The sequence below is a fragment of the Plantibacter sp. PA-3-X8 genome, from assembly GCF_003856975.1.
In the GTDB taxonomy this organism is placed as follows: domain Bacteria; phylum Actinomycetota; class Actinomycetes; order Actinomycetales; family Microbacteriaceae; genus Plantibacter; species Plantibacter auratus.
The window spans coordinates 3,889,753-3,916,194 of the sequence record NZ_CP033107.1 but is presented as its reverse complement, the minus strand read 5'-3'; the positions used below and the strand labels follow the sequence as shown (position 1 = coordinate 3,916,194).

The window sequence follows — 26,442 nt, the reverse complement described above, 5'->3', positions numbered from 1 at the left end:
CCATTCTAGGAAGCGACGGGGACGGCCTCGATGGGGAGAACTCCCCACCGTGCGGGGCCGACCGGTCCTGCCGGGAAGCCGGCTCCGATGTCGGGGGCGACGGCTACCATTGGTGGGTGGTCACAGCTCTGTATCGCCGGTATCGGCCCGAGACGTTCGCCGACTTGATCGGTCAGGCGCAGGTGACCGATCCCCTCATGACGGCCCTGCGCACCAACCGCGTCAACCACGCGTACCTGTTCAGCGGTCCACGTGGTTGCGGCAAGACGACGTCCGCTCGCATCCTCGCCCGCTGCCTCAACTGCGCCGAGGGCCCGACCGACACCCCGTGCGGCGTCTGCGCGAGCTGCGTCGACCTCTCCCGCGACGGCTCCGGCTCGCTCGACGTCGTCGAGATCGACGCGGCCAGCCACAACGGTGTCGACGACGCCCGCGACCTCCGCGAGCGCGCGATCTTCGCGCCCGCGCGCGACCGCTACAAGATCTTCATCCTCGACGAGGCGCACATGGTCACCCCGCAGGGGTTCAACGCCCTGCTGAAGATCGTCGAGGAGCCGCCGGAGCACGTGAAGTTCATCTTCGCGACGACCGAGCCCGACAAGGTGATCGGCACGATCCGCTCCCGCACCCACCACTACCCCTTCCGGCTCATCCCGCCGGCGCAGATGCTCGACTACGTCCAGCAGCTGTGCGAGAGCGAGCACGTGGGTGTCGAGGCCGGCGTGCTGCCGCTCGTCGTCCGGGCCGGAGGCGGCTCCGCCCGCGACACGCTGTCCCTGCTCGACCAGCTGATGGCCGGCTCCGAGGGCGACTCCGTCGACTACGAGCGCGCGGTCGCCCTGCTCGGCTACACCCACACGGCCCTGCTCGACGAAGTCGTCGACGCCCTGGCCGCCCGCGACTCGGGTGCAGCCTTCAGCACCGTCGACCGCGTCATCCAGACCGGCCAAGACCCACGCCGCTTCGTCGACGACCTGCTCGAGCGACTCCGCGACCTCATCGTCGTGGCCGCCACGGGCGAGAACGCGGCGGCGGTCCTCCGCGGGCTCCCGCAGGACGAACTCGACAAGATGCTCGCCCAGGCGCGGGCGTTCGGCATCGCCGAGCTGTCCCGCACGGCCGACGTCGTGAACGAGGCGCTCACCCAGATGACGGGCGCCACGTCGCCCCGGCTCCACCTCGAGCTCATGATGGCGCGCATCCTCGTGCCCGCAGCCGACGACTCCGCTCGCGGTGCATTGGCCCGGGTGGAGCGGCTCGAGCGTCGCATCGGCGTCGAGGGTGCTGCCGTCGAGGGCGGCCAGGCCGCGGTCTCGGCGCAGCCCGCGGCCTCGACGCAGCCCGTGGTCGCCGACCGCGCTGCAGCCTCTGCCGGCGCTCCGGTCTCTGCCGGTGCTGTCCCCGCGAGCACTGCGGCGAGCTCCACCCCTGCTCCCGCCCCGGCCGCTGCCTCGACAGCATCCGCGGCCCCCGACCGTCGACCGGCGCAGGAACCTGACCACGCGCAGACCGCGGCACCGACCCCCGCCGCCCCTCGGGTCGGCCCGGTCACCCTGCAGCACATCCGCGACGCCTGGCCCGAGATCGTGGCGCGGGTAGAGAAGGCCGATCGCAAGGCCTGGATGATCGTCGTCAACACCCAGGTCGGCGGGTACTCGGACGACGACGTCCTCACGCTCGTCTTCGCGAACAACAGCGACCTCAACGACTTCAAGGCACGTCACGCCCCCGGCACCGGTGTCGCTGAGGTCTTGCGCACGGCGGTCCTCGACGTCCTCGGCGTGCGGGTGAAGTACCTCGCCAAGGTCGCCGGTGCCGACGAGCCGCCGGCACCGCGGGCAACTGCGCCCGCCACCGGCGCTCCCTCGTCGGAGTCGTCCTCCTGGTCGACCCCGAGCCTGCCGCAGACCGTCCCCGCCCCCGCAGCCGCTGCCCCGTCGTCGTCAGACAGCAGCGGCGGGTCGGGAGCCCGCCCGTCGTGGCCCACCGTCGCTCCCGCCGGCGGCGAGCCCGCCTCCGCTGCGCCGGCCGACGCCGAGTCGTCGCCCGCTGCGTCCTCGCCCGCTGCCCCGGCGGCTCCTGCGCCCGCGGCCCCCGAGCCCGTCGAGGAGCAGACCTCCGTCTCCGCCTCCTCGTGGGCGACGGTCGCGCCGCCGGCCGACGAGCCCGAGCCGTCTCCGGTCCCTGAGCGGTCTCCGGTCCCTGAGCCTGTCGAAGGGCCCACGTCGTCACCTGGTGCCGCCTCGGCGACGCCACCATCCTCGGTCCCTGAGCCGGTCGAAGGGCCCTCGTCATCGCCCGAGCCTGCTTCGGCGACTCGGCCGTCTCCGGTCCCTGAGCCTGTCGAAGGGCAGCCCGGGCGACCCACCGCATCCGGAGCCTCCGGGACGCCGGCCGGCTCACCCGCGCAGCGGCAGCCGTCGACCCCGCCGCGCCAGCAGGCACCCGCCAGAGGCCCATCGAACGGCGACGCGCTCGGCTCGCGCACCGTCACGTGGGACGTCGTCTCGATCCCGTCCGACGACGACGCACCGCCGCCGGACGACGAGCCGCCCTACCCCGACCCGTTCGAGTCGTCGGCACCTGCTCCATCCCCAGCGGCCGTCGCGCCATCCGCAGCTCCTGCCGGCTCCCCGCAGGCCGCACCGCCTGCGGCCCCGGTCGCCGAGCAGCGCCCGCAGCCCCCGGTCCGGATGCGCCAGGCGCCCCCGGTGCCGACGTCCCACCCCGCGGGCGACAACCGGTACGGCGAGAGCGTCGTCCGCGAGCTTCTCGGCGCCACATTCATCGAGGAGCAGCCGCACGAGCCGCGCTCCGGAGGGCGGTAGGCCATGTACGAGGGAATCGTCCAAGATCTGATCGACGAGTTCGGGCGGCTGCCCGGTATCGGTCCGAAGTCGGCGCAGCGCATCGCGTTCCACATCCTCCAGACGGAGTCGTTCGACGTGTCGAAGCTCGCCGAACTGCTCACCGTCGTCCGCGAGAAGGTCAAGTTCTGTGAGATCTGCGGCAACATCTCCGAGCAGAACCTCTGCAGCGTGTGCCGCGACCCGCGTCGCAACCCGGCCCTGATCTGCGTCGTCGAAGAACCGAAGGACGTCGTCGCCATCGAGCGCACGCGTGAGTTCCGCGGCTTCTACCACGTACTCGGTGGCGCCATCAGTCCGATCGACGGCGTCGGTCCCGACGACCTGAACATCCGTCGTCTCATGCAGCGCCTCGCCGACGGCACCGTCACCGAGGTCATCATCGCGACCGACCCGAACCTCGAGGGGGAGGCGACCGCCACCTACCTCAGCCGGCTCCTCCTCCCGATGGGCATCCGCATCACGCGCCTCGCCTCCGGCCTCCCCGTCGGCGGCGACCTCGAGTACGCCGACGAGGTCACCCTCGGTCGTGCCTTCGAGGGTCGCACCGTCGTCAGCGGCTGACACCCCGCCCCGTCGTCCGCCCCCCCGCCCCCTGGTTGCCATCGGTCCTTTCTCAGGAGTCGGCCGGTGTGTCGGGGCTGGTGGGTTGCGCCGCGCCGAGGGACTCCTGAGATAGGGCAGCTGTGCCGCCGTCAGGCTCGGGTCTGCTTGTCGGGCGAGGGGTCTGCTTCCGGTCGGTCCTTTCTCAGGAGTCGGCCGGTGTGTCGCGGCTGGTGGGTTGCGCCGTGCCGACGGACTCCTGAGTGAGGGCAGCTGTGCCGCCGTCAGGCTCGGGTCTGCTTGTCGGGCGAGGGGTCTGCTTCCGGTCGGTCCTTTCTCAGGAGTCGGCCGGTGTGTCGCGGCTGGTGGGTTCCGCCGTGCCGACGGACTCCTGAGTGAGGGCAGCTGTGCCGCCGTCAGGCTCGGGTCTGCTTGCCGGGCGAGGGGTCTGCTTCCGGTCGGTCCTTTCTCAGGAGTCGGCCGGTGTGTCGGGGCTGGTGGGTTGCGCCGCGCCGAGGGACTCCTGAGATAGGGCAGCCGGGCGCGCCTCAGGCGTCGGCGGAGGGCGCCGGCCACTCGGCGACCACCGGTCGAGCCGACAGCTGCCGGCCGATCGCGGAGAAGCCGAGCTTGCGGGCGACGGCGCGTGAGCCGGGGTTCGTGTCGGCGGCCCGCCACTGGGGGAGGAGTCCGGCCGCGAGGGCGTGCTCGACCGCGGTCGAGGCGAGCCGCGTCGCGAGACCGGTCCCGCGAGCCTCCGGGGCGGTCAACGCAGTCACATGCGCGACGCCCAACGGCCACGACCGGTAGCCGGCGACGGCGAGGACCCGTCCGTGCTCGCGCACCGAGAACAGCGGCGAGGTGATGCCGAAGATCCCGCTCTCCGAGGCTTCGTCGTCGCCCACCTTCGACAGCAGCGACTCGATGGCTGGGTCACTCGCCTTGCTCGCCACGACGTCGATCTCCTCGGCCGGTCGGAACCGCCCGGGCAGCAGGTAGTCGAGGGTCGCCGGCCCGAGCACCTCGGCGACCTGCACCCGCGAGCGGAGGAACTCGACCGTTCCGACGCTCCTCGGTGACTCGTCCTCGATGGCGAGCCGCCTGGCGGTGTCCTCGTCGGGCACGATCGCCAGGGCGCTGCCGTCGATCTCGACGACGCCGATCCATCCGGGCGGGCACGCCATCGAGCCGGCGTTCACGACGACGGCGACCCGGCCGGCGGAGAACCGCGCGGTCGGCGAGGCGAGCCCCTGCCAGAGGCGTCGCACCGTCGCGAGCACCCGCGCGTTTTCCTGCTGCATAGGCCAACCCTACCGAGGCCCACCCGTCTCCCCACCGCAGGAAATCGGCCCGACAGCAGGAGCGGACGGGCCGAAGCGTCCTGCTGCGGGGCGGATCTCCTGCCCCGGAGCGGGTGAGGGTGCCCTTCGTCACATGAACGGCGCGGAATGCCCGGATGGGTAGGATGATCGCTGGGCCGCTCGTGCCCGCACCGACTTCCCCAGGAGATCCGATGGCATTGATCGTGCAGAAGTTCGGCGGGTCCTCCGTCGCGGACGCCGAGAGCATCAAGCGCGTGGCGAAGCGCATCGTGGAGACCCGCAAGGCGGGCAACGAGGTCGTCGTCGCCGTCTCGGCGATGGGCGACACGACCGACGAACTGCTCGACCTCGCCCACGAGGTGACGCCCATCCCGGCGCCCCGCGAACTCGACATGCTGCTGTCCAGTGGCGAGCGCATCTCGATGGCGCTCCTCGCGATGGCGATCAGCAGCATGGGTTACGTCGCACGCTCCTTCACCGGCAGCCAGGCCGGCATGATCACCGACGCCCAGCACGGCGCCGCACGCATCGTCGACGTCACCCCCGTGCGTCTGCGCGAGGCCCTCGACGACGGCGCCATCGTCATCGTCGCCGGCTTCCAGGGCTTCAACCGCGACACCCGCGACATCACCACGCTCGGTCGCGGCGGCTCCGACACTACGGCCGTCGCGCTCGCCGCGGCCCTCGACGCCGACGTCTGCGAGATCTACACCGACGTCGACGGCATCTTCACCTCCGACCCCCGCGTCGTCCCGAAGGCCCGGAAGATCGACCGCATCTCCAGCGAGGAGATGCTGGAGCTCGCGGCCTCGGGCGCCAAGGTCCTCTACATCCGCGCCGTCGAGTACGCACGCCGCCACGGCGTGACGCTCCACGTCCGGTCGTCCTTCAACAACAACGAAGGCACGCTCGTCCTCAACGACGCGAGCCGCAACAACCCAGGAGCAGGTGAGGCACCCATGGAGCAGCCCATCGTCGCCGGAGTCGCGACCGACCTCAGCGAAGCCAAGATCACCGTCGTCGGTGTCCCCGACCTGCCGGGTAAGGCGGCGGAGATCTTCACGATCGTCGCGAAGTCTGGCGGCAACGTCGACATGATCGTCCAGAACGTGTCGACCGCCGTCTCCGGCGTCACCGACATCTCGTTCACCCTGCCGAAGCCCGAGGCGCAGCAGGTCCTCCGCGCGCTCGCGGCCGAGCAGGAGCGGGTGGGCTTCTCGGCCATCCAGCACGACGACCAGATCGGCAAGCTCGCCCTCGTCGGGGCCGGCATGCGCACGAACACCGGCGTCTCGGCGAAACTCTTCGAGGCGCTGAGCGCAGCGGGCATCAACATCGAGATGATCTCCACCAGCGAGATCCGCATCTCGGTCGTGACGCGGGCCGACACCCTCAACAAGGCCGCCAACGTGGTCCACTCCGCGTTCGGTCTCGACGGCGAGGACGAAGCCGTCGTCCACGGCGGCACCGGCCGCTGAGCAGGCTCGTCCACAGGCTCCGGAACCAAGCCGACCACGGACCGACGGGCGGGATCCCGCCGATCCTGATGCAAGATGGTTCACAACAACCCCCTGAAACCAGAGGAATCCCCATGAGCAACGGTGTACGTGTCGGTGTCGTCGGAGCGACCGGTCAGGTCGGCAAGGTCATGCGCCGCCTGCTGGAGGAACGCGAGTTCCCGATCAGCGAGATCCGCTTCTTCGCGACGGCTCGTTCGGCGGGCACGACGCTCCCGTTCCGTGGCCAGGACATCGTGGTCGAGGACGTCGAGACGGCCGACCCGAGCGGCATCGACATCGCCCTGTTCTCGGCCGGTGCCACCGGCTCCCGTACGCAGGCTCCGCGGTTCGCGGCTGCCGGTGCGCTCGTCATCGACAACTCGAGCGCCTGGCGGATGGACCCCGAGGTCCCGCTCGTCGTCAGCGAGGTGAACCCGCACGCCATCAAGGACGCGGTCAAGGACATCGTCGCGAACCCCAACTGCACGACCATGGCGGCCATGCCGGTCCTCAAGGTCCTCGACGCCGAGGCCGGGCTCACGCGCCTGATCGTCAACACCTACCAGGCCGTCTCCGGTTCCGGGCTCGCCGGTGCGGCTGAACTCGCCGGCCAGATCGAGGCCGCGGTCGCCCAGGGCGACCTCACCCGACTCGTCCACGACGGTTCGGCGATCGACTTCCCGGCCCCCGAGAAGTACGTCGCCCCGATCGCCTTCGACGTCATTCCGCTCGCCGGTTCGATCGTCGATGACGGCCTGGGCGAGACCGACGAGGAGAAGAAGCTCCGCAACGAGAGCCGGAAGATCCTCGAACTCCCCGAGCTGCTCGTGTCGGGCACCTGCGTGCGCGTGCCCGTCTTCACCGGCCACTCGCTGTCGATCAACGCCGAGTTCTCGCGCGACCTGTCGCCGGAACGTGCGATCGAGCTGCTCAGCGACGCCCCGGGTGTCCAGCTGTCGGACGTGCCGACGCCGCTCGAGGCCGCCGGTGCAGACCCGTCGTTCGTGGGGCGCATCCGTCCGGATCAGAGCGCGCCGGCAGGCAAGGGCCTCGCCCTGTTCATCTCGAACGACAACCTCCGCAAGGGTGCCGCCCTCAACGCGGTGCAGATCGCCGAGATCGTCGCCGCCGAGCTGCTCGCACAGCCCGCGACGGTCTGACCGGCCCTCCCTCCACCCGATCGGGGACGACGATATGGCCCGCCAGCGACCACGCCTGCGCCGACGCTGGTTGGCCGCGTTCATCGCGGCGGCCATCGCCGTCACCGCGGTGATCACCGTGAGCGGTCTGCGTGCCGACGTCCAGCAGACGACGGTCGCCCGCGCCGACACCTCCGGCTCCGAGGTCGCCGTCGGACCGCTCGTCGCGTTCTACGGCGACTCGTACACGAAGGGCTCGGCAGCGTCGTCGCCCGCCGCGCGCTGGTCTTCGCTCGTCGCGAAGGCTGAAGGCTGGACAGAGTACAACGCCGGCTACCCGGGTCTCGGCTTCGTCCGCAAGCGCGACAAGGTCGGTGATGTCACGGCCGACGTCATCGCCCAGCACCCCGAGGTCCTCATCGTCGCGCTCGGCATCAACGACAACTTCGAGTGGACCGGCAACGAGCAGGCGATCCAGGAAGCGATCCTGCCGGAGTTCCAGCGGCTGCGCGACGGGCTGCCCGGCACCCGCATCATCGTGGTGGAGCCCTGGTGGTACACCGCCGAGCGACCGGCGTCCGTCGAACAGATCATCGGATGGGTCCACGACGCCGCCGACACCATCGGGGCCGACTACATCTCCGGTGCGTCGCACTGGCTGGACGACGACCCGGCGACGTGGATCTCAGCCGACGGCCTCCACCCGAGCGACGCCGGGTACGCGCACCTCGCTCAGCGCATGCTCGAGGAGCTCGACGCCCTCACCCCCGCGCTCCCCGGACGCTGAGTCCGCGTCCCCGCAGGCGGCCCGAAGTGTCTCGACATCGAGCGATCTCACGGCACGCGATCAGCGACAGCACGCGGGTGGAGAGCTCGGGCCTCGCCGCGACTAGACTGCTCTGGTGACCGAAACCATCGACGTAGCCCTCATTGGTGGTGGCATCATGAGCGCCACGCTCGCCGCCCTCATCCACCAGGTGCAGCCTGACTGGAAGGTCGAGGTGTACGAGCGCCTGAGCGACGTCGCACTCGAGAGCTCCAACCCGTGGAACAACGCCGGGACGGGCCATGCCGCGCTGTGCGAGCTCAACTACATGCCGCAGGACGCCCACGGCCAGGTCGACCCAGCGAAGGCCATCGGCATCAACGAGCAGTTCCAGCTCAGCCGCCAGTTCTGGTCTCACCTCGTCGAGGAGGGCCTGCTCGGCGCACCCGACACCTTCATCAACCCGACCCCGCACATGACCTTCGTGCGCGGTGAGAAGGACGTCGAATACCTGCGGAAGCGCTACGAGGCGCTGAAGGATCAGCCGCTCTTCGCCGGCATCGAGTTCTCGGAGGACCCGGCCGTCATCGCCGAGTGGGCTCCGCTCCTCATCAACCGTCGTGCCGTCGGCGAACGCATCGCCGCCACCCGGATCACCGCGGGCACCGACGTCGACTTCGGTTCGCTCACGCACAAGCTCTTCGGTGCAGCACCGAACACGCACGTCCGCACCAACCACGAGGTCCGGTCGCTCAAGCGGCTGAAGGACGGCACATGGCGCATCCGTGGCCGCCAGACCCTCGGTCGTTCACCGATGGAGATCAACGCCCGCTTCGTCTTCGTCGGCGCCGGCGGATGGGCGCTCAAGCTGTTGCAGAAGTCCGGCATCCCCGAGATCAAGGGCTACGGCGTCTTCCCCATCGGCGGGCAGTTCCTCCGCACCGACAACCCCGCGGTGGTCTCGAAGCACCAGGCCAAGGTCTACAGCCAGGCCTCGGTCGGTGCCCCGCCGATGTCGGTCCCGCACCTCGACACCCGCGTCGTCGACGGTCAGGCGAGCCTCCTCTTCGGCCCGTACGCGACGTTCAGCCCGAAGTTCCTCAAGCGCGGATCGATGCTCGACCTCGTCACCCAGGTGCGCCCGCACAACCTCCTCCCGATGCTGGCGGTCGCGAAGGACAACCCGAGCCTCATCACGTACCTCATCGGGCAGCTCCTGCAGTCCCGGAAGCAGAAGATGGACAGCCTCCGCGAGTTCCTGCCGACGGCGAAGGACGAGGACTGGTACCTCATCGAGGCCGGGCAGCGCGCCCAGGTGATGAAGAAGGACAAGGCCAAGGGCGGCGTCCTGCAGTTCGGCACCGAGGTCATCACGGGTGCGGACGGCACGATCGCGGGACTGCTCGGCGCTTCTCCCGGCGCGTCGACGGCCGTACCGATCATGCTCGACGTCCTGCGCAAGTGCTTCCCCGACCGGATGACCGCGTGGGAGCCGAGGCTCCGCGAGATGATCCCGACCTACGGTTCGACGCTGAACGACGTCCCCGCGACGGCCGCGAAGGTCCTCGAGAGCACCGCCGAGGCCCTCGACATCTCGCTGTAGCCGCCCCACGGGCGCTCGCCCGGTCCGTCCTCGGATGCGACAGGTGAAGCTTGGGACCCTAAGCTTGCCTGGTGGCGAAACTGTACTTCCGATACGGGGCGATGAACTCCGGCAAGAGCACCGCCTTGCTCCAGGCGGCGTTCAACTACGAGGAGCGCGGCCACCGCGTCCTCCTCGCCAAGCCGTCCCTCGACACGAAGGGCGACGCCGCCATCGTCAGTCGCCTCGGTGTGACCCGCGACGCCGACTTCCTGCTCGGTCCTGACGACGACGCCGTCCGAGTGTTCGCGGAGCACCGTCGCCGCGTCGCGCAGGAGACCGGAGAGGACGTCAGCTGTCTGCTCGTCGACGAGGCCCAGTTCCTCCACGGGGAGCAGGTCGACGACCTCCTGCGCATCGCGTTGCTCGAGGGCATCCCGGTGCTCGCCTACGGCATCCGGACCGACTTCCAGACCGTCGCGTTCCCCGGGAGCCGGCGTCTCCTCGAAGTCGCCCACAGCCTCGAAGAACTCAAGACGATCTGCCGGTGCGGTCGGAAGGCGATCTTCAACGGCCGCCGGTTCGGCGACACCTTCGTGTTCGACGGCGACCAGGTCGCCATCGACGGCACCACCGTCACCTACGAATCGCTCTGCGGCGTCTGCTACCTGCAGGAGTCCGGCGGTCGACTGTCCAGCACACCCACCGTTCGTCCCATCAGCGAAGGATCACACGCATGAAGCTCTCCGTCATCGGCTGCGGCTACCTCGGGGCCGTGCACGCGGCCGCCATGGCGTCGATCGGGCACGAGGTCGTCGGTATCGACGTCGACCCGGCCAAGATCGAGGCGCTCGCCGCAGGACGCTCGCCGATCTTCGAGCCCGGTCTGCCGGAGCTGCTGCTGGCCGGCGTCGAGTCGGGCCGCCTGCGCTTCAGCACGGACATGGCCGACGCGGCCGGGGCGACCATGCACTTCGTCGCAGTCGGTACGCCGCAGAAGGCCGGCTCCAACGCGGCCGACCTGCGCTACGTGGACGCTGCGGTGACGGCCCTCCTGCCGTACCTGTCGGCTGGTGACGTCGTCGTCGGGAAGTCGACCGTCCCCGTCGGCACCGCTGCGCGCCTTGCGGAACTCGTCGCCCCCACCGGCGCCGTGCTCGCCTGGAACCCGGAGTTCCTGCGGGAAGGCTTCGCCGTGCAGGACACCATCGCGCCCGACCGACTCGTGTACGGGCTGCCGCCGGCTCCCGAGGACGCCGCCGTCGCGCGAGCCGCCTTCGACGAGGTCTACGCCCAGGCGCTCTCGACCGGCACGCCGCTCGTCGCCACCGGCTACTCGACCGCGGAGCTCGTGAAGGTCGCGGCGAACGCGTTCCTCGCCACGAAGATCTCCTTCATCAACGCGATGGCGGAGATCGCCGAGGTCACGGACGCCGACGTCACGGAGCTCGCCGACGCGATCGGCTACGACGCCCGGATCGGCCGCCGCTTCCTCAACGCCGGTGTCGGGTTCGGCGGCGGATGCCTGCCGAAGGACATCCGGGCCTTCACCGCTCGTGCCGAGGAGCTCGGTCGTGGCGAGTCGGTGGCGTTCCTCAAGGAGGTCGACGCGATCAACCTGCGTCGCCGTCAGCGCGTCATCGACCTCGTCGTCGAGGAGCTCGGCGGGAGCGCCTACCGGAAGCGGGTCGCGGTGCTCGGGCTCGCCTTCAAGCCCGACAGCGACGACGTCCGCGACTCGCCGGCCCTCGACGTCGCCGTCGGGCTCAACGGCCTGGGTGCGGAGGTGCTCGCCTTCGATCCGGAAGCGGTCCCCAACGCGCGTCGACTCCACCCGCAGCTGACGTTCGCAGACTCGGCCGAGCAGGCTGTGACGGACGCGGACATCGTCGTCGTCGTGACCGAGTGGAAGGCGTTCCGTGCCCTGGACCCCTCGGCCGTCGCCGAGTTGACCGCGGGCAAGACGATCGTGGACGGACGCAACTGCCTCGACGTGGACGCCTGGCGGGGCGCCGGGTGGCGTTACGTCGGTCTCGGTCGCCCGTGACCGGCGACGAGTAGCCGGACGACGAGCACGATCGTCGCGCCGAGCAGCCCTCCGGCTGCATTGGCGTAGACGTCGGCGATCGTCGCGACGCGCTCGGGGAGCAGGGTCTGTCCGAGTTCGATCGCGACCGAGAACAGGGTCGTCGTCAGCGGTGCGATCCACCAGAGCCGCAGGGGCAGCTCCAGGGCGAGCAGGGCGCCGAGTGGGATGAACAGCACGACGTTCGCGGCCGATTCGACGAAGCGGTAGTCGAACCAGTCCGGCGCGCCCGCGGCCTGTAATCGGTCGAGGATCGCGAGCAGTGTCGTGCGGCCGTCGGCGTCGACGGGCGTGGGCCAGAACGCGATGCCGAGCATGACGCACAGGCAGAGCAGCAGCAGGATCCCGATCACGATGCGCGGCGTGCGGGTCATCTGCGGTGCGGCTCCAGATCGGTCGACGAGCGTGCTGACGGCATCCCGCAATCGTAGGCCATGAGTGGCCGGGAGCCCGGTCGCCGCATGCGCCGTCCACCCCTGAAAGGGGGCGTGCACCGACCCTCGGAGGCCGTCATCCGGCGGTTAGGCTGTGCCTACCCGAACAAGGAGCACTCTTGGCTGACCCACGCCCGGCGACGGCCGGCATCCGCCTGCCCGGCCATCGGCGTTCTCGTCTGTGGTGGATCGCACTCGCCGTCCTCCTCGTCGTCCTCGCGCTCGGAGCCTGGGTCGGCGTCCGGGCGTCCCTGGCGAAGAACGCGCTCGAAGCCGCCCAGTCGGAGGCGAAGTCGCTCCAGTCGGCCGTACTCAAGGGTGACGCGAGCGGCACCGAGGCAACGCAGCGTGCCCTCACGGAGCACACCGGCGAGGCGGTGTCGCTGACGAGTGATCCCATCTGGCGGGCGGCCGAGGCGGTCCCGTTCCTCGGCGTGAACTTCTCCGCGGTGCGACAGGCTGCCGCTGCGACCGATGACGTCGCGGTCGATGTCGTGCCGAAGGTCGTCGAGATCGCGGATCACGTCAACCTGTCGTCCCTGCTCCCCGGGGACGGCTCGATCGCGACGGAGCCGCTCCGCGCCGTCGCGCCGACCGTGGCCGAGGCGGCTGTAGCGGCTGACGCCATCGCCGGGCGTGTGGACACGATCGGCACGGACGGTGCGCTGCCGGTGGTCGCCGACGCCGTCGAGAAGCTCACCCGGACGATCACCGGTGCGTCCACAATGCTCGACACGGCCGCGCGGGCCACGGCGCTCCTGCCGGACATGGCGGGCGGGGCCGGGCCTCGGAACATCATGGTGATGATCCAGAACAACGCGGAGTTGCGCTCGAGTGGCGGCATCGCCGGGGCGGTGGCCCTCATCCACGCGGAGAACGGCGTCATCTCCTTCGTCGGTACCCGGGGGAGCGACGACTTCTCCGGCTTCCCGGCCCCCGTGCTGCCGCTCACCCCGTTCGAGCAGAACGTCTACACCGACAACCTCGGCCGGTACATCCAGGACACCAACCTCACGGTCGACTTCAGTCGCACCGGGGAACTCGCCGCAGCCATGGGGACCCAGGTGTTCGGCGTGCCCATCGACACCGTGGTCGCCGTCGATCCCTACGTCCTCGCGCACCTGCTGGAGGCGACCGGGCCTGTGGCCCTCCCGGACGGCACCGAGCTCACCGCCGACAACGCGGCGAAGACGCTGTTGAGCGACGTCTACGCCCGGTTCCCGGACCGGCTCGTGCAGGACGCGTTCTTCGCCGCGGTCTCGGGTGCGGTGTTCGAGGGGATGATCTCCCGCTCGCCCGACCCCGCCGCGCTCGTCCAGGCCCTGTCCGAGTCCGGCGCGGAGAACCGTCTTCACGTCTGGAGTGCGGTCCCCGCCGAACAGGCGTTGATCGCCCAGACGAGCCTCGCCGGGATCCCGCCGACGACCGACGACGCGGCGGTCTACTCCGGGGTCTACCTCGAGGACCTGACCCGCGCGAAGATGGACTACTACCTGGAGACGAACGTCGACATCCGCGACGCCCGGTGCACGAAGCACGGCGCCGAATACGTCGTCGCCGTCACCCTGACGTCCACTGCGCCGGCGGATGCCGCGACCTCCCTGCCGGACTACGTGACCGCGGGCGGGCGTTTCGGCACCCCCGCGGGAGACATCGCGACGCGCGTCGTGATCCACGGTCCGCTGGGCGCAACCCTGCTCGGTGCGAGCGACGGCGAGGACCTGCCGGTCAAGGCCGTGACCGACCCGAACGGTCGTCTCTACGCCCAGACCGACGTGACCCTCACTCCGGGGGCGACAACGGAACTCGTCTTCACGGTGCTCGCTCCGAAGGCCTCCGACGTACCCCCAAACCTGGTCACAACCCCCGGAATCACGGGCAAAACGACCATTTCAGCCTTCCCTCGGTGCGGCTCCTGACATAGCATGACAACACCGCAGGAAGCCACGCACCCGAATTCGTGACCCTGGGGGACCTCGCGCGGACGCCCACCCGAAATCGGCGGACGCAGGGGGTATTCGACGTTCCTTGGGGATATCAACATGAAGCGCACCCTTGCCCTAGCATCGCTCTGCCTCCTGGCAGTCTTCGCGGCCCCGACCGCCGCGAGTGCAGCGACCGACTCGTCCACCTACGGCCCTGCCGGTTGTGCGACCCTCACACCGGTGTCGGTGACCCAGGGGGAGTCGACCGTCTTCCGCTGCGACGGCACCTTCGATCCCGGCACGCCGGTGACGGTCACCGTCGCCGGGCCCGGCTGCAGCATTCCCGCTGCGAAGCCCAACACCGCCGGCGCGACCGAGCAGAGCGCCGTGCCGACGTCCGGCACGTTCAACACCGACGCCGCCCGTGCGTTCGCGGTGACGATCGAGACCAGCAGGACCGCCTCCGGCACCTGCATGGTCACGGCGACCCAGGGCGCGACCACCGAGAGCGCCTCGTTCCAGGTCTCGGAGCGCGAGTTCGCCTCGACCGGCTTCGACGGTGGAGCCCTGCCGTGGATCGGCGGAGGCCTCCTCGTCGTGGGTGCCGGCGTCATCGGTGCGATGGCGATCCGTCGCCGCAAGACGGCCTGATCCGTCAGCCGGGATCCGTGGTCCGAGCGGTCGTCCGCTCGGACCACGGCCTGACCGGAGGGCATCTCACCCTCGTGGGCTTCGGCGTGGCACGGTCCTCGCCCGGCTTGGCGTCAGGCGGACAGGTCGTACCCCCAAAGGTGGTCACATCCGCGGAATTCCGCGGTTTTCCAGCCCTGGCGAGATGGCGGCTGCCCTAGCATGATGACGGCCATGGAGGCCACGAGTGATCAGCGCTCGGCTCCAGGCCCTGTCCGCATGTCGCATCACGCAGCGCATGCGCCATCCGCACACCAAGGGGCCCGCATATGAAACGAACTCTCTCCGCCGCCGCACTCGTCCTCCTCGCCGTCGTCGCGCTGCCCACCGCAGCCAACGCGCTCGAGGGCGACAGCTACGGTCCTGGCAGCTGCAACTCGATCACGCCGGCGAGCGTCGCGCGCGGCGCGGCGGTCTCCTACTCGTGCTCGGACTTCTGGGCGGCGAACCAGACGGTGTCGATCACCATCGAGTCCTCCGCAGCCGGTGTCTCCGCTCGCACGCTGTCGACCGTCGCGGGCGAGACCGGCGACATCCAGGTCTCCATCGACACGGCTGCTGACCCCGCAGGCACCTACACGCTGACCGCGACCCAGGGTGCCGTGACCGACTCGTCCGACTTCACCGTCCTGGACCCCGCGGACGCCGCTGTGGCCGCTGCATCGGCCTCCGACCCGTCTGCCGGGGGCAACGCCCTCGCCGACACCGGGTTCGCCGGAACCGCCCTCCCGTGGGTGGCCGGAGGGCTCCTCGCCGTCGGTGCTGCGGCGCTCGGTACCGTGGTCGTGCGTCGCCGCCAGCAGGCGTGAGATCACGGATCGGCCGGGCGGCGATGGCGGCGCCCGGCTGATCCGGTCCGGGATCCACCGATTCCAGGAAGTGGCGAACAGCCGCTGAAAAATCGGCTATCCTAGACAAGGCCTTCGGGCCATCGGGGTGTGGCGCAGTTTGGTAGCGCGCTTCGTTCGGGACGAAGAGGTCGTGGGTTCAAATCCCGCTACCCCGACAGTACAAGCCCGGTCAGATGAGAAATCGTCTGACCGGGCTTCTCTGTTCCCCGGGTTGGCGGTCCGCTGGGCTGGCGGGTTGCACATCCCGCTACCCCGACAGTACAAGCCCGGTCAGACAAGAGATCGTCTGACCGGGCTTCTCTGTTTCCCGGCGGGGAGTCCCGGTCCCTGAGCCTGTCGAGGGGCGGCACTTCGACAAGCTCAGTGACCGGCGGAGGGTGCTCAGTGACCGGCGGAGGGTGCTCAGTCACCGGCGGAGGGTGCGCGGGCCGGGGAGTCCCGGTCCCTGAGCCTGTCGAAGGGCAGTCGGGCCCGGTCAGACCACCGTGCGGCGGGGGAGGAGGGTCACGAGCGACGCTTCCGGCCGGCAGGCGAATCGCACTGGCGCGTAGATGGAGGTCCCGATCCCCGCCGACACGTTCAGATACGCCGAGCGCAGGGCATGCCGCCAGACGCTGAGCCCCTTCGCCTGCTGCCGGGGGATGTCGCAGTTCGTCACGAGTGCGCCGTAGCCCGGCACACAGACCTGGCCACCGTGGGTGTGCCCCGCGAAGATGAACTGCGCACCCTGCGTCACGAGGGCGTCGAGCCCCCGCCGATACGGAGCGTGCATCACGCCGACCGTCACCGTGTGGGCCAGCGACGGGTCGTCGGTCTCCAACGTCTCGGCGTCCAGTCGCTCGTCGATGAGCGCCGTCAGCGTGTCCAGCCGGTCGAAGTGCTTGTGCGGGTCGTCGACGCCGAACAGGTCGAGGCGGGTGCCCCGGATCGAGATCTCACCGACCGCGTTGTTGAGGTCCATCCAGCCGAGCTCGTCCATGAAGAACCGCTCGAGCGCAGCCGTGTCGAGCGTCGTCGGGGAGACGTGCTTCGAGGACGTCTGCACGAAGTACTTGAACGGGTTCTTCGCACTCGGCCCGTAGTAGTCGTTCGAGCCGTGCACGAACGCCCCCGGCACACCGGCGAACACGGAGAGCGCAGCTCGGATCCCGTCGATGCCCTGCTCGTGCCCCAGGTTGTCGCCCGTGTTGATCACGACGTCCGGCTGCAAATCGGCGAGTGACCGAAGCCAAGCCTGCTTGCGGCGCTGCCAGGGGGCCATGTGGAGATCGGACAGGTGCAGGACGGTGATCGGCTCGGCGTCGGGCGGGAGGACGGGAGCGGTCACCCTGCGGAGCGTGAAGGCGTTGCGCTCGACGATCGACGCGTATCCGAAGGTGAGGGCCCCGAGGCCCGCCACGACGGCTGCCGCCGTACCGAGTCTGCCGCCGGTGCTCATAGATGCCGCCATCGATCGTCTCCTCCTCGGTCGTCGAGTGGTGCCGACCGTCCCACGAGCGTACCGGTAGCCCCTCCGAAGACGCCCGGAGGGGAGCCAGGCGCAGACGACGGAGGGCCCGATCGAATACCGATCGGGCCCTCCGTGCTCGGGTCAGGACGCTAACAGCTGGTCTTCGAGACCGTCACCGTCACCTTGCCGTCCTTGCGCGCTGCGGTGCCGGCTGGTGGATCGACGCCGGTCACCTTCGGTGTCGTGGCAGCGGGATCGACCGCGCATTTCTGACCCACGTTCGTGAACCCGGCGCCCTGGATGGCCGCCTTCGCCGCGTCGAAGTTGCCCGCTCCGCTGACGTCGGGGATGACACCCAGGAGCCCGTTGCTCGTGTAGACCGTGACGATGGAGCCCTTCGGCACCGTGCCGGACGGGTTGGTGCTCGCCGCCTGGCCGGCCGGCAGGGCGGAGTCGCCCGCGCCGCCGTTCTCGAAACCGAAGCCGGCGTCCTCGAGCAGCTTCTGCGCCTCTTCGATGGTCTTCCCGGCCACGTCGGGCACCTGGACCGACTGGCCGTTGATGAGCGACGGGTCGGGGTCGCCGAATGCGTCGCCGCCGAACTTCGCGTTGGCGGTCGCCATGACCCGCGGCCAGATCTTGTGACGGATCGTCGCGGCCTGCCCGGCGTCGAAGTAGGTGCGCCGCAGGTTGACGTGGCCGGTCGCGTTGAAGACACCGACGACGGTCGCCGCCTTCGTGCTCGCGCCACTCATCCAGGTCGCCTCGTTGTTGTCGGTGGTACCCGTCTTGCCGATGAGCGGGATGCCGTCGCCGATGCGGGACGAGCTCGTCGTGCCGCCGTTGAACGTCGCCTGGAGTGCGACGTTCGCCGTAGCGGCGACATTGGCTTCGAGGCCCTGCCGGCAGTTCGCCGGCGGAACGGGGATCTCGGTGCCGTCGGGCTTCACGACCCGGTCGATCGCGATCGGGTCGCAGGTGATGCCGCCCGAAGCGAAGGTCGCGAAGGCCGTCGCCATGCTGAGCGGAGCGACCTCGTTGGTGCCGAGGACCGTCGCCGGGGACTGCAGCAGCGGACCGCCGTCGGCGCGATGGACACCCATCGACTCGGCCGTCTTACGGATGCCGCAGAGGTCGAGCTGCTTCGCCATCGCGATGAAGCCGGTGTTGATGGACTGCTTCGTCGACTGGAGCGCGGTGTACTGGCCACCGTTGCCGCCCTCGTCGTTGCCGGGGTTCCAGTCGGAGCCGGCGTAGACCGTGCCGCCGTCGGCGCACGAGTCCTTGAACGTGCCCCACGGGGACCGTTTCCGGCCGTCGACGCCCTCGTTCAGGCCGTGCCCCTCTTTGAGCCATTCGGCGAGCGTGAAGGTCTTGTACGTCGATCCGGGTTGGAGGCCCGTGGACCCGCCGTAATCGACGTCGGTGTTGTAGTTGACCGCGGAGTAGTTCGCACCGGTGGCCAGGACGTCTGGGTCGTTCGAGTAGTCCTTGTTCTGGGCCATCGCGAGGATGCGGCCCGTTCCGGGCTGCACGGTGACGGACACCGCGCCGATGTCGAGCTGGTCGCTCACCCGCGGGATGAGCTCGTCGATCGCCGCCTGTGCGGCACCCTGGACGTCGAGATCGAGCGTCGTGAACACGCTGTAGCCACCGCGGTTGAACGCGGCCCAGCGTTCGTCCTCCGTGGCGCCGAAGATCGGGTTGTTCTGGAACACCCGGGTGACGTAGTCGCAGAAGTAGCCGGCTCCCGGGCTGACGTTGACGGCCGTCTGGCAGCCCGTGCTCGCCGGGTTGATGGTCGGCGTGATCGGCTGGCGGTACGCCCAGAAGTACTGCTCCTCGGTGATCTTGCCCTCCTTGATCATCTGATCGAGGACGTAGTTCCGCCGTTCGAGCGTGAGGGCGTACCCGTTGGCCGCGCCGTTCGTCTCGCTGTCGGGCCGGTCGAGGCGCAGCGTCTCCGGGTTGTTCACGATCGCCATCAGCGCGGCGGCCTGCTCGAGGTTCAGGTTGGCGGCAGTCGTCGCGAAGTAGTAGTTGGCTGCGGCCTCGATGCCGTAGGTGCGACCGCCGAATCCGGCGATGTTGAGGTAGCCGCGCAGGATGTCCTGCTTGCCGTAGCGCTTCTCGAGGCCGATGGCCATGCGCATCTCCTTGAGCTTGCGCTCCGGGGTCGCCTTCGTCGCCTCTTTGTACGCGGCCTTCATCTTGGCCTCGTCGGTGATGGCCTCGGCCTTCTGCACGAGCACGTTCTTCACGTACTGCTGGGTGATCGACGAACCACCCTGCAGGTCGCGTCCCGTCGCGCTGATCGCGACGGCACGGATGGTACCGGTGAGGTCGACACCGCCGTGCTCGTAGAAGCGCGGGTCCTCAGCCGAGATCGCCGCGTCCTTGACGAACTGGTTGATCTGGTCCCAGCCGACCTCGATGCGGTTCTGCTGGTAGAAGGACGCGAGCAGCTGCGGGTTGCCTGCGCTGTCGGTCGCGTAGATGCTCGACTTCTGCGCCAATTCGTCGAGGGCCAGGTAGTCGGGCAGACCGTCGAACACGTTGATCGTGCTGTTGGTCGCGATCCCGGTGACGGCGAGTGCCGGCGTGACCGTGGCGGTGACGAGGACACCCGCTGCGACGCTCAGCCCGAGAAAGCCGAGGAAGCCGCCGAGCACACCGGTGGCCGTGCGATGTTGTTGAGGCATGGATCGATGCTAAGCGACAATCCTGAAAAAGGCCCGCTCAGCGACGCGTTGAAACCCGATCGTTGCCGCCGGGCGACCCGGGGCGGCTGCCGGTCTGCGTTCGACCGACAGCCGCGGACGATCATCCGGGTGCGCCGTTCCCGTTCCCGTTCCCGTTCCCGTTCCCGGCGCCGCCGCCGTTCCCGTTGCCGTTCCCCGGCGCCGCAGGCCCGCCGTCCTCGCCGGTCCCATCGGTGTCCCCGCCGTCACCCGGAGCCGGTGTCGGCGCCTCGCTCGGTGCCTGCGTGGGGTCGGCCGTCGGCGTCGGGGTCGGTGTCGAGTCCTCGCCGCTGCTGCCGGAACCGTCGCCCTGCAGCGTGGCGCGATCCGCCTCGGGGAAGTCACCGCCCGGGTACTTGGCGAGCGCGGCCGACATGACCGCCGGCCAGATGTAGTGCCGCATGGAGGCCACCTGGGTGCCACCGATGTAGGTGTCGCGGAGGTTGACGTGTCCGCTGACGTTGAAGGTGCCGACGACCGTCGCGACCGTCGTGCTCGCGCCGCTCATCCAGGTCGCCTCGGCGTCGTCGGTGGTCCCGGTCTTGCCGATCAGCTCACCGACGCCGTCGGTGCGGGCACCCGAGGCGGACGCGGTGCCGTTGGAGACGACGCCCTGGAGGACGTCGTCGGCCGCGGCCGCCACCTTCGCATCGACGGATTGACGGCAGTTCGCCGAGGGGACCTCGGCGGTGGAACCGTCGGGCTTCGTGATCGAGTCGATCGCGATCGGGTCGCACGTCTTGCCGCCGGCGGCGAGCGTCGCGAAGGCCGTCGCCATGCTCAGCGGAGCGACCTCGTTGGTGCCGAGCACGGTCGCGGGGGAGTTGTTCAGGGGCGCGCCGTCGGCACGGTGCACGCCCATCGACTCAGCGGTCTTGCTGATGTCGCAGAGGTCGAGCTCCTGCGCCATCGCGATGAACGCGGTGTTGATCGACTGCTGCGTGGCGCGTCTCACGGTGTAGGACCCCGATTCGCCCTCGTCGTTCCGCGGACTCCATCCGGCCTCCGCCTGCTCCGTCCCACCCGGGACGCAACTGTTGGTGAAGGTGCCCCAGTCGGATCTGCGGTTCGCGTTGATCGACTCGTTGACGCCCTTGCCCGACTTCAGCCAGTCCGTGAGCGTGAAGATCTTGTACGTCGAACCGGGCTGGAAACCGGCCGAGCCGCCGTACGCCTGATCGGTGTTGTAGTTGATGGCGCTGTAGTTGGAGCCCGTCGCGAGGACGTCGGGATCCTGCGAGTAGTCCTTGTTCTGGGCCATGGCGAGGATCCGCCCGCTCCCTGGCTGCACGCTCACCGAGACGGCACCGAGGTCGAGTTCAGTGGTCGTCTTCGGGACGTATTCGTCGATGGCCGCCTGCGAGGCGCTCTGGAGGTCGAGGTCGAGGGTCGTGAAGACGCTGTACCCGCCGCGCTTGAAGTTCGTCCACCGTTCGTCCTGTGTGGCGCCGAAGATCTCGTTGTTCTGCAGCACGTTCGTCACGTAATCACAGAAGTAGGCGGACGACCCGGCCGCGGAACAGCCGGTGACGGGAGGCACGATCGTCGGCGTGATCGGGATCGCCACGGCGGTGTCGTGCTGCTCCTTGGAGATCTTCTGCTCCTTGAGCATCTGGTCGAGGACGTAGTCCCGTCGCGTCTTCGTCAGGGCGTAGCCGTTGGCCGCGCCGTTGTCGGCGCTGTCGGGCTTGTCGATCCTGAGGTTCTCGGGGTTGTTGACGATCGCCAGCAGCGTCGCCGCCTGCTCCAGCGTGAGGTTCGCCGCCGTGGTGTTGAAGTAGTAGTTGGACGCCGCCTCGATCCCGTAGACGCGTCCGCCGAAGCCGGAGATGTTGAGGTACCCGCGGAGGATGTCCTCCTTGCCGTACGTCTTCTCGAGGCCGATCGCGAGTCGCATCTCCTTGAGCTTGCGCTCCGGGGTCGTCGCGGTCGCCTCCTCGTAGGCCGCGTCGCTCTCCTTCTTGTCTGGGATCGCCTCGGCCTTCTGTACCAGGACGTTCTTCACGTACTGCTGGGTGATCGACGAACCACCCTGCGTCGATCCACCGGCGGCGTTGTTGACGACCGCGCGGACGGTGCCCGCGAGGTCGATGCCACCGTGCTCGAAGAAGCGGGGGTCCTCGGCCGAGACCGCGGCGTCCTTCGCGAACTGGGAGATCTGGTCCCAGCTGTCCTCGATCCGGTTCTGGTCGTAGAAGGAGGCGAGGAGCACCGGGTTGCCGGCGGAGTCCTTGGCGTAGATGCTCGACTTCTGGGCGAGCGAGTCGAGCTGGAGGTAGTCGGGGAGGCCGTCGAAGACGGAGATGCCCGTGGAGGTGGCGAGACCGGTCATCGCGATGGCAGGGGTGACCGCGGCGGTGGCGAGCACACCGGCGGCGACGCTCAAGCCGACGAAGCCGAGGACGCTCTGCGCGACCGTCTTCGCGGGGGTACGTGGTTCAGGCATAGGATCGAAGGTAAGCGGGGAAACTGTGAGCGAGCTTCACTTGGGGCTCGCCATGAACATCCCCTGCGCCTCCGCCTCTCCGTGCGGAGCGCCCGATCGAGGAGAGACATGACCCGCTGGGAGTACCTCACCACGCCGTTGATGATCCACAACACGGCTGCCATCCTGAACAACTGGGGCGGGGAGGGTTGGGAGCTCGTCCAGGTCGTCACCGGTCCGGAGGGTGGGCTCGTCGCCTACCTCAAGCGCCCCATCGCCGACTGACCCGACGTCCCGGAGGAACCCCCATGTCCCAGATCGCCGACCGACTCGCCGAGCTCGGTATCACCCTGCCCACCGTCGTCCCGCCCGTCGCCGCCTACATCCCAGCGGTGGTCTCCGGCGAGCACGTCTTCACCTCGGGCCAGCTGCCCATGACCGACGGCAAGCTCCCCGCCACCGGCAAGGTGGGTGAGGGCGACGGGCTCGTCTCGCCTGCGGACGCCAAGACCTACGCCCGGACGTGCGCCCTCAACGCGCTCGCCGCGGTGGAGAGCCAGATCGGTTCGCTCGACCGCGTCACCCGCATCGTGAAGGTCGTCGGCTTCGTCGCCTCCGACCCGGCGTTCACCGGCCAGCCCGGCGTCATCAACGGTGCGTCAGAGGTCCTCGGCGAGATCTTCGGCGACCTCGGCGTGCACGCCCGCTCCGCCGTCGGCGTCGCCGTCCTGCCGCTCGACTCGCCCGTCGAGGTGGAGCTCATCGTCGAGTTCGCGTAGCGCGCGGCGTCACAACAGGAGATCCGCTCTGCAGCAGGAGAACGTAACCACGTTCATCCTGCTGCGGAGCGGATCTCCTGCGTTCACCACTCATGCCTGCCTTGCGCGATCGCGTCTGAGATCTCGCGCTCGACGAGTGTCCACTCGTGCATGACCTGCCGGTAACTGAACCGCAGGACGGTGTGGCCGGACAGCGCGAGACGGCGATCCTGCGCGAGATCGCGGCTCCGTTGTGACGCATCCTGATGAGGAGCGTGTCCATCGAACTGCAGGATGAGGCGTTCGCCGATGAGTCCGTCGACCCGGTGACCGTCGACCACGACCTGCTGGCTCATGTGGATGCCGATCCGCGCGAGACGGATGCGCGGTATCGACTCGATGCCCGAGTCGGAGAGGTGGCTGACGCGGTCGATCACTCTGCTGAACCGTCGGGAACGGATCGGTATGAGTCTGAGTCGGTCGAGGTCGGCGTCGCCGACGCGGACAGCCGATTCGAAGACCGCGAGCGCGCGTTCGAACGGTTGGCACTCGGCGATGTGGACGAGCGCATTCACCGGTGGCTGCACCAGTGTGCGGGTGGACACCGGCGCCGGTGTCGCGCTCCAATGGAGCCGCAGCCCTGCTTCAGTCGTCGCTGCAGACGTCGAAGGGACGGAGAGGTGGACGAACCCGTCAGCCAGGTTCCACCAGCCGCGACGACCGGCGATCGTCAGACACGTCAATCGTCCTCCGCGCGTCGCCGCGAAGAGGAGTTGAGGATCACACGCCTCGGTCACGAGCCAGTTACGTCTCACGACTCGGACCGAGCCTGATTGCTTTGCTTGTTCGATACCGTGCTTGGTCGCTCCGGCATCGAGCGCGTCGAGACGATGCACGATCCCGTCGCGCCGGTCGATCCACGGGGTGAGGTCCATCACCTCAGCTTCGCGGGCCGGGGGCGGCCACATGCCCCACTCAGGAGTGCTGGGGATGAGGTGCCCGCGAGTCTGCCCTGTGGAGCACAGGAGATCCGCCCCGCAGCAGGACCAACGTGACTACGTTCTCCTGCTGCGGAGCGGATCTCCTGCTGCGACGCTGCGAGGACTTACGTGCTCTTGACCATCTTGTCGGTGATGATCTGCATGACCGTGGTGTCGGCGAGCGTCGTGGTGTCGCCCACCTCGCGGCCCTCGGCCACGTCGCGCAGGAGACGACGCATGATCTTGCCCGAGCGCGTCTTCGGCAGTTCGTTCACGAGGTAGACCTCGCGTGGGCGGGCGATCGGACCGATCTGTTCGCCGACCCAGCTGCGGAGTGCCCCGGTGATGTCCGCGAGTCCGGATGCCTGCTCGAGGTGGGACTCCTTGATGATGACGAAGGCGACGACCGCCTGCCCGGTGGTCTCGTCGGCCGCACCGACCACGGCGGACTCGGCCACCATCTCGTTGGCGACGAGCGCCGACTCGATCTCAGCGGTCGAGAGTCGGTGCCCGGAGACGTTCATGACGTCGTCGACGCGGCCGAGCAGCCAGACGTCGCGGTCCGAGTCGAGTCGGGCGCCGTCGCCGGCGAAGTAGAACGGGCCGCCCTCGACGTCCCAGAACTTCTCCCAGTAGGTCTCCTTGAACCGCTCGGGGTCGCCCCAGATGCCGCGGAGCATCGACGGCCAGGGCTCGGTCACGACGAGGAGTCCGCCGCCGCCGGCACCGACCGCGTCACCGGCGTCGTCGACGACATCGATGGCGATGCCCGGGATCGGGACCTGCGCGCTACCGGGCTTGGTCGACGTCACACCGGGGAGGGCCGACACCATGATCGCCCCGGTCTCCGTCTGCCACCAGGTGTCGACGATCGGCGCCACCTTGTTGCCGATGATCTTGCGGTACCACATCCACGCCTCGGGGTTGATGGGCTCACCCACCGAGCCGAGCAGGCGGAGCGACGACAGGTCGAACTGCTTCGGGATCTTGCGACCGAGCTTCATGAAGGAGCGGATCGCCGTCGGAGCCGTGTAGAAGATGCTCACGCCGTACTTCTCGATGATCTCCCACCAGCGTCCCGGGTGTGGGGCGTCTGGCGTGCCCTCGTAGAGCACCTGCGTCGCGCCGTTCGCGAGGGGTCCGTAGGTGACGTAGCTGTGACCGGTGATCCAGCCGATGTCGGCCGTGCACCAGTACACGTCGGTCTCGGGGTGCAGGTCGAAGACGTTCTTGTGGGTGAACGCCGTCTGCGTCAGGTAGCCACCCGAGGTGTGCAGGATGCCCTTCGGCTTCCCGGTGGTGCCGGAGGTGTACAGGATGAAGAGCGGCTGCTCGGCGGGGAACGGCTGCGCGTCGTGCTCGGGTTCGGCGTCGGCGATGGCCTCGTGCCACCAGAGGTCGCGTCCGGTCGTCCAGTCGACCTCGTTCTCACCGCGACGGACGACGAGCACGTGGTCCACGGTCGCCTGCTCGGGCAGCTCGCCGCGGCTCGCGAGCGCCGCGTCGACGGCGGGCTTCAGCGCGGAGACCTTGCCCTTGCGGTAGCCGCCGTCGGCGGTGATGACGAGCTTGGCCTCCGCGTCGTCGATGCGGGAGCGCAGGCTGTCGGCGCTGAACCCGCCGAAGACGACCGAGTGGACCGCGCCGATGCGCGCGACGGCGAGCATCGAGACGATCGCCTCCGGGATCATCGGCAGGTAGATGGCGACCCGGTCGCCGGCTTCGACGCCGAGGCTGGTGAACAGGTTGGCCGCGCGCTTGACCTCGGCCGTGAGCTCGGCGTAGGTGATCGTGCGGGTGTCGCCGGGCTCGCCCTCCCAGTGGAGGGCGACACGGTCGCCGTTGCCGGCCTCGACGTGCCGGTCGAGGCAGTTGTAAGCGACGTTCAGCTCGCCGTCGTCGAACCAGGTCGCGAAGGGAGGGTTCGACCAGTCGAGGGTCTTCGTGAACGGCTTGCTCCACGTGAGCAGCTCGCGGGACTGCTCGGCCCAGAAGGCGAGCCGGTCACTCGACGCCCGCTCGTAGAGCTCGGCGCTGGCGATCGCCTGCGCGGCGAACTCCTCCGACGGTGGGAATCGTCGGTCTTCGTGCAGCAGGCTGTCGATCTGAGTGCTCATCGTGTGTGTCTCGCTCCCTTGCGAATCCGCGTTCCTGACTCGACCTGCCGAGGCGGGTCGAGTCCGTGCCATGCACGAGCGTAGCGCGTTCTCGGTTGCGGATTTGTCACTCATCCGAACAAATTCACGGGCCCAGTCTGTGAATGATCTGGGCATGGTAGGGAAACCACTCGATCTGGGGTCGTCTGAGTGCTTGTGTTCCCCGTCTACTGGCGTACACTTGGACCCGGCCGAATACACATTCGTGCATGCAGTGCCAGCGATTCC

The 26,442-nt window shown here is 69.1% G+C and carries 20 protein-coding genes and 1 tRNA gene; 14 read left to right on the top strand and 7 right to left on the bottom strand.

What is annotated here, in order from left to right:
- Positions 1-116: 116 nt before the first annotated feature.
- Positions 117-2,828 carry a DNA polymerase III subunit gamma and tau gene (locus EAO79_RS18335; protein WP_241160931.1) on the top strand — a complete coding sequence of 904 codons (2,712 nt, stop codon included), beginning with the start codon at positions 117-119 and terminating at the stop codon, positions 2,826-2,828.
- Between the two features lie 3 nt (positions 2,829-2,831).
- Entirely contained in the window at positions 2,832-3,431 is a 600-nt protein-coding gene (recR, locus tag EAO79_RS18330) for a recombination mediator RecR (protein ID WP_056014479.1), read from the top strand.
- A 527-nt stretch (positions 3,432-3,958) separates the two neighbouring features.
- On the opposite strand, the gene EAO79_RS18325 is transcribed toward recR, so the two are convergent.
- Positions 3,959-4,711 carry a GNAT family N-acetyltransferase gene (locus tag EAO79_RS18325; RefSeq protein WP_124769901.1) on the bottom strand — a complete coding sequence of 251 codons (753 nt, stop codon included), beginning with the start codon at positions 4,709-4,711 and terminating at the stop codon, positions 3,959-3,961.
- 212 nt (positions 4,712-4,923) lie between these two features.
- Here EAO79_RS18325 and EAO79_RS18320 point away from each other — a divergent pair, with 212 nt between their 5' ends.
- The 6 genes from EAO79_RS18320 to EAO79_RS18295 all read left to right on the top strand — a co-directional run bounded on the left by EAO79_RS18320 (position 4,924) and on the right by EAO79_RS18295 (position 11,765).
- Positions 4,924-6,210, top strand: a complete 1,287-nt coding sequence (locus EAO79_RS18320) for an aspartate kinase (protein ID WP_079706865.1) — start codon at positions 4,924-4,926, stop codon at positions 6,208-6,210.
- A gap of 113 nt (positions 6,211-6,323) precedes the next feature.
- Positions 6,324-7,391 carry an aspartate-semialdehyde dehydrogenase gene (locus EAO79_RS18315; protein ID WP_124769900.1) on the top strand — a complete coding sequence of 356 codons (1,068 nt, stop codon included), beginning with the start codon at positions 6,324-6,326 and terminating at the stop codon, positions 7,389-7,391.
- Between the two features lie 34 nt (positions 7,392-7,425).
- On the top strand, positions 7,426-8,157 hold the full coding sequence (locus tag EAO79_RS18310) for an SGNH/GDSL hydrolase family protein (RefSeq protein WP_079706867.1): 732 nt from the start codon (positions 7,426-7,428) through the stop codon (positions 8,155-8,157).
- 115 nt (positions 8,158-8,272) lie between these two features.
- Positions 8,273-9,739, top strand: a complete 1,467-nt coding sequence (locus EAO79_RS18305; RefSeq protein WP_086475067.1) for a malate:quinone oxidoreductase — start codon at positions 8,273-8,275, stop codon at positions 9,737-9,739.
- A gap of 71 nt (positions 9,740-9,810) precedes the next feature.
- Entirely contained in the window at positions 9,811-10,458 is a 648-nt protein-coding gene (locus tag EAO79_RS18300) for a thymidine kinase (protein ID WP_124769899.1), read from the top strand.
- A complete protein-coding gene (locus tag EAO79_RS18295; RefSeq protein WP_124769898.1) occupies positions 10,455-11,765 on the top strand; it encodes a UDP-glucose/GDP-mannose dehydrogenase family protein in 1,311 nt (436 codons plus the stop codon). Before EAO79_RS18300 ends, EAO79_RS18295 begins: the two co-directional genes overlap by 4 nt.
- On the opposite strand, the gene EAO79_RS18290 is transcribed toward EAO79_RS18295, so the two are convergent.
- Entirely contained in the window at positions 11,741-12,178 is a 438-nt protein-coding gene (locus EAO79_RS18290) for a VanZ family protein (protein ID WP_124769897.1), read from the bottom strand. The two genes, EAO79_RS18295 and EAO79_RS18290, sit on opposite strands and share 25 nt — an antisense overlap.
- Positions 12,179-12,357: 179 nt before the next feature.
- On the opposite strand from EAO79_RS18290, the gene EAO79_RS18285 reads away from it, so the two are divergent.
- The 4 genes from EAO79_RS18285 (at position 12,358) to EAO79_RS18270 (ending at position 15,859) form a co-directional block, all read left to right on the top strand.
- The gene (locus tag EAO79_RS18285) at positions 12,358-14,157 is read left to right on the top strand and encodes a DUF4012 domain-containing protein (protein WP_124769896.1); all 1,800 of its coding nucleotides are present in this window, start codon (positions 12,358-12,360) and stop codon (positions 14,155-14,157) included.
- Positions 14,158-14,280: 123 nt separating this feature from the next.
- Positions 14,281-14,814, top strand: a complete 534-nt coding sequence (locus tag EAO79_RS18280) for a hypothetical protein (RefSeq protein WP_124769895.1) — start codon at positions 14,281-14,283, stop codon at positions 14,812-14,814.
- Positions 14,815-15,122: 308 nt separating this feature from the next.
- Positions 15,123-15,662: a hypothetical protein gene (locus EAO79_RS18275; protein ID WP_124769894.1), complete on the top strand. Its 540-nt coding sequence runs from the start codon at positions 15,123-15,125 to the stop codon at positions 15,660-15,662.
- 123 nt (positions 15,663-15,785) lie between these two features.
- A tRNA-Pro gene (locus tag EAO79_RS18270) sits at positions 15,786-15,859 on the top strand.
- Between the two features lie 320 nt (positions 15,860-16,179).
- Here the strand turns inward: EAO79_RS18270 and EAO79_RS18265 are convergent.
- The 3 genes from EAO79_RS18265 to EAO79_RS18255 all read right to left on the bottom strand — a co-directional run bounded on the left by EAO79_RS18265 (position 16,180) and on the right by EAO79_RS18255 (position 22,341).
- Positions 16,180-17,154 (bottom strand): metallophosphoesterase, encoded by a 975-nt coding sequence (locus EAO79_RS18265; protein ID WP_241160930.1) that lies wholly within the window; start codon positions 17,152-17,154, stop codon positions 16,180-16,182.
- Positions 17,155-17,303: 149 nt separating this feature from the next.
- Entirely contained in the window at positions 17,304-19,856 is a 2,553-nt protein-coding gene (locus tag EAO79_RS18260) for a transglycosylase domain-containing protein (protein ID WP_124769893.1), read from the bottom strand.
- A gap of 121 nt (positions 19,857-19,977) precedes the next feature.
- Positions 19,978-22,341 carry a transglycosylase domain-containing protein gene (locus EAO79_RS18255; protein ID WP_124769892.1) on the bottom strand — a complete coding sequence of 788 codons (2,364 nt, stop codon included), beginning with the start codon at positions 22,339-22,341 and terminating at the stop codon, positions 19,978-19,980.
- 108 nt (positions 22,342-22,449) lie between these two features.
- Between EAO79_RS18255 and EAO79_RS19135 the strand changes: the two genes are divergently transcribed.
- Both EAO79_RS19135 and EAO79_RS18250 read left to right on the top strand, forming a co-directional pair.
- Positions 22,450-22,605 carry a hypothetical protein gene (locus EAO79_RS19135; RefSeq protein WP_162852301.1) on the top strand — a complete coding sequence of 52 codons (156 nt, stop codon included), beginning with the start codon at positions 22,450-22,452 and terminating at the stop codon, positions 22,603-22,605.
- A gap of 23 nt (positions 22,606-22,628) precedes the next feature.
- The gene (locus EAO79_RS18250) at positions 22,629-23,099 is read left to right on the top strand and encodes a RidA family protein (RefSeq protein ID WP_079706877.1); all 471 of its coding nucleotides are present in this window, start codon (positions 22,629-22,631) and stop codon (positions 23,097-23,099) included.
- Between the two features lie 83 nt (positions 23,100-23,182).
- On the opposite strand, the gene EAO79_RS18245 is transcribed toward EAO79_RS18250, so the two are convergent.
- Both EAO79_RS18245 and acs read right to left on the bottom strand, forming a co-directional pair.
- Positions 23,183-24,013, bottom strand: a complete 831-nt coding sequence (locus EAO79_RS18245; RefSeq protein WP_164486979.1) for an endonuclease domain-containing protein — start codon at positions 24,011-24,013, stop codon at positions 23,183-23,185.
- A gap of 170 nt (positions 24,014-24,183) precedes the next feature.
- Positions 24,184-26,175: an acetate--CoA ligase gene (gene acs / locus EAO79_RS18240; RefSeq protein ID WP_124769890.1), complete on the bottom strand. Its 1,992-nt coding sequence runs from the start codon at positions 26,173-26,175 to the stop codon at positions 24,184-24,186.
- Positions 26,176-26,442 lie beyond the last annotated feature (267 nt).

Coding starts and splice junctions, on each gene's coding strand:
- EAO79_RS18255 (WP_124769892.1), bottom strand. CDS start 22,341: ATGCCTGAACCACGTACCCCCGCGAAGACGGTCGCGCAGAGCGTCCTC.
- EAO79_RS18320 (WP_079706865.1), top strand. CDS start 4,924: ATGGCATTGATCGTGCAGAAGTTCGGCGGGTCCTCCGTCGCGGACGCC.
- EAO79_RS18275 (WP_124769894.1), top strand. CDS start 15,123: ATGAAACGAACTCTCTCCGCCGCCGCACTCGTCCTCCTCGCCGTCGTC.
- EAO79_RS18245 (WP_164486979.1), bottom strand. CDS start 24,013: ATGGACCTCACCCCGTGGATCGACCGGCGCGACGGGATCGTGCATCGT.
- EAO79_RS18295 (WP_124769898.1), top strand. CDS start 10,455: ATGAAGCTCTCCGTCATCGGCTGCGGCTACCTCGGGGCCGTGCACGCG.
- EAO79_RS18250 (WP_079706877.1), top strand. CDS start 22,629: ATGTCCCAGATCGCCGACCGACTCGCCGAGCTCGGTATCACCCTGCCC.
- EAO79_RS18325 (WP_124769901.1), bottom strand. CDS start 4,711: ATGCAGCAGGAAAACGCGCGGGTGCTCGCGACGGTGCGACGCCTCTGG.
- recR (WP_056014479.1), top strand. CDS start 2,832: ATGTACGAGGGAATCGTCCAAGATCTGATCGACGAGTTCGGGCGGCTG.
- EAO79_RS18260 (WP_124769893.1), bottom strand. CDS start 19,856: ATGCCTCAACAACATCGCACGGCCACCGGTGTGCTCGGCGGCTTCCTC.
- EAO79_RS18310 (WP_079706867.1), top strand. CDS start 7,426: ATGGCCCGCCAGCGACCACGCCTGCGCCGACGCTGGTTGGCCGCGTTC.
- EAO79_RS18280 (WP_124769895.1), top strand. CDS start 14,281: ATGAAGCGCACCCTTGCCCTAGCATCGCTCTGCCTCCTGGCAGTCTTC.
- EAO79_RS18265 (WP_241160930.1), bottom strand. CDS start 17,154: ATGGCGGCATCTATGAGCACCGGCGGCAGACTCGGTACGGCGGCAGCC.
- EAO79_RS18315 (WP_124769900.1), top strand. CDS start 6,324: ATGAGCAACGGTGTACGTGTCGGTGTCGTCGGAGCGACCGGTCAGGTC.
- EAO79_RS18290 (WP_124769897.1), bottom strand. CDS start 12,178: ATGACCCGCACGCCGCGCATCGTGATCGGGATCCTGCTGCTGCTCTGC.
- acs (WP_124769890.1), bottom strand. CDS start 26,175: ATGAGCACTCAGATCGACAGCCTGCTGCACGAAGACCGACGATTCCCA.
- EAO79_RS19135 (WP_162852301.1), top strand. CDS start 22,450: ATGACCCGCTGGGAGTACCTCACCACGCCGTTGATGATCCACAACACG.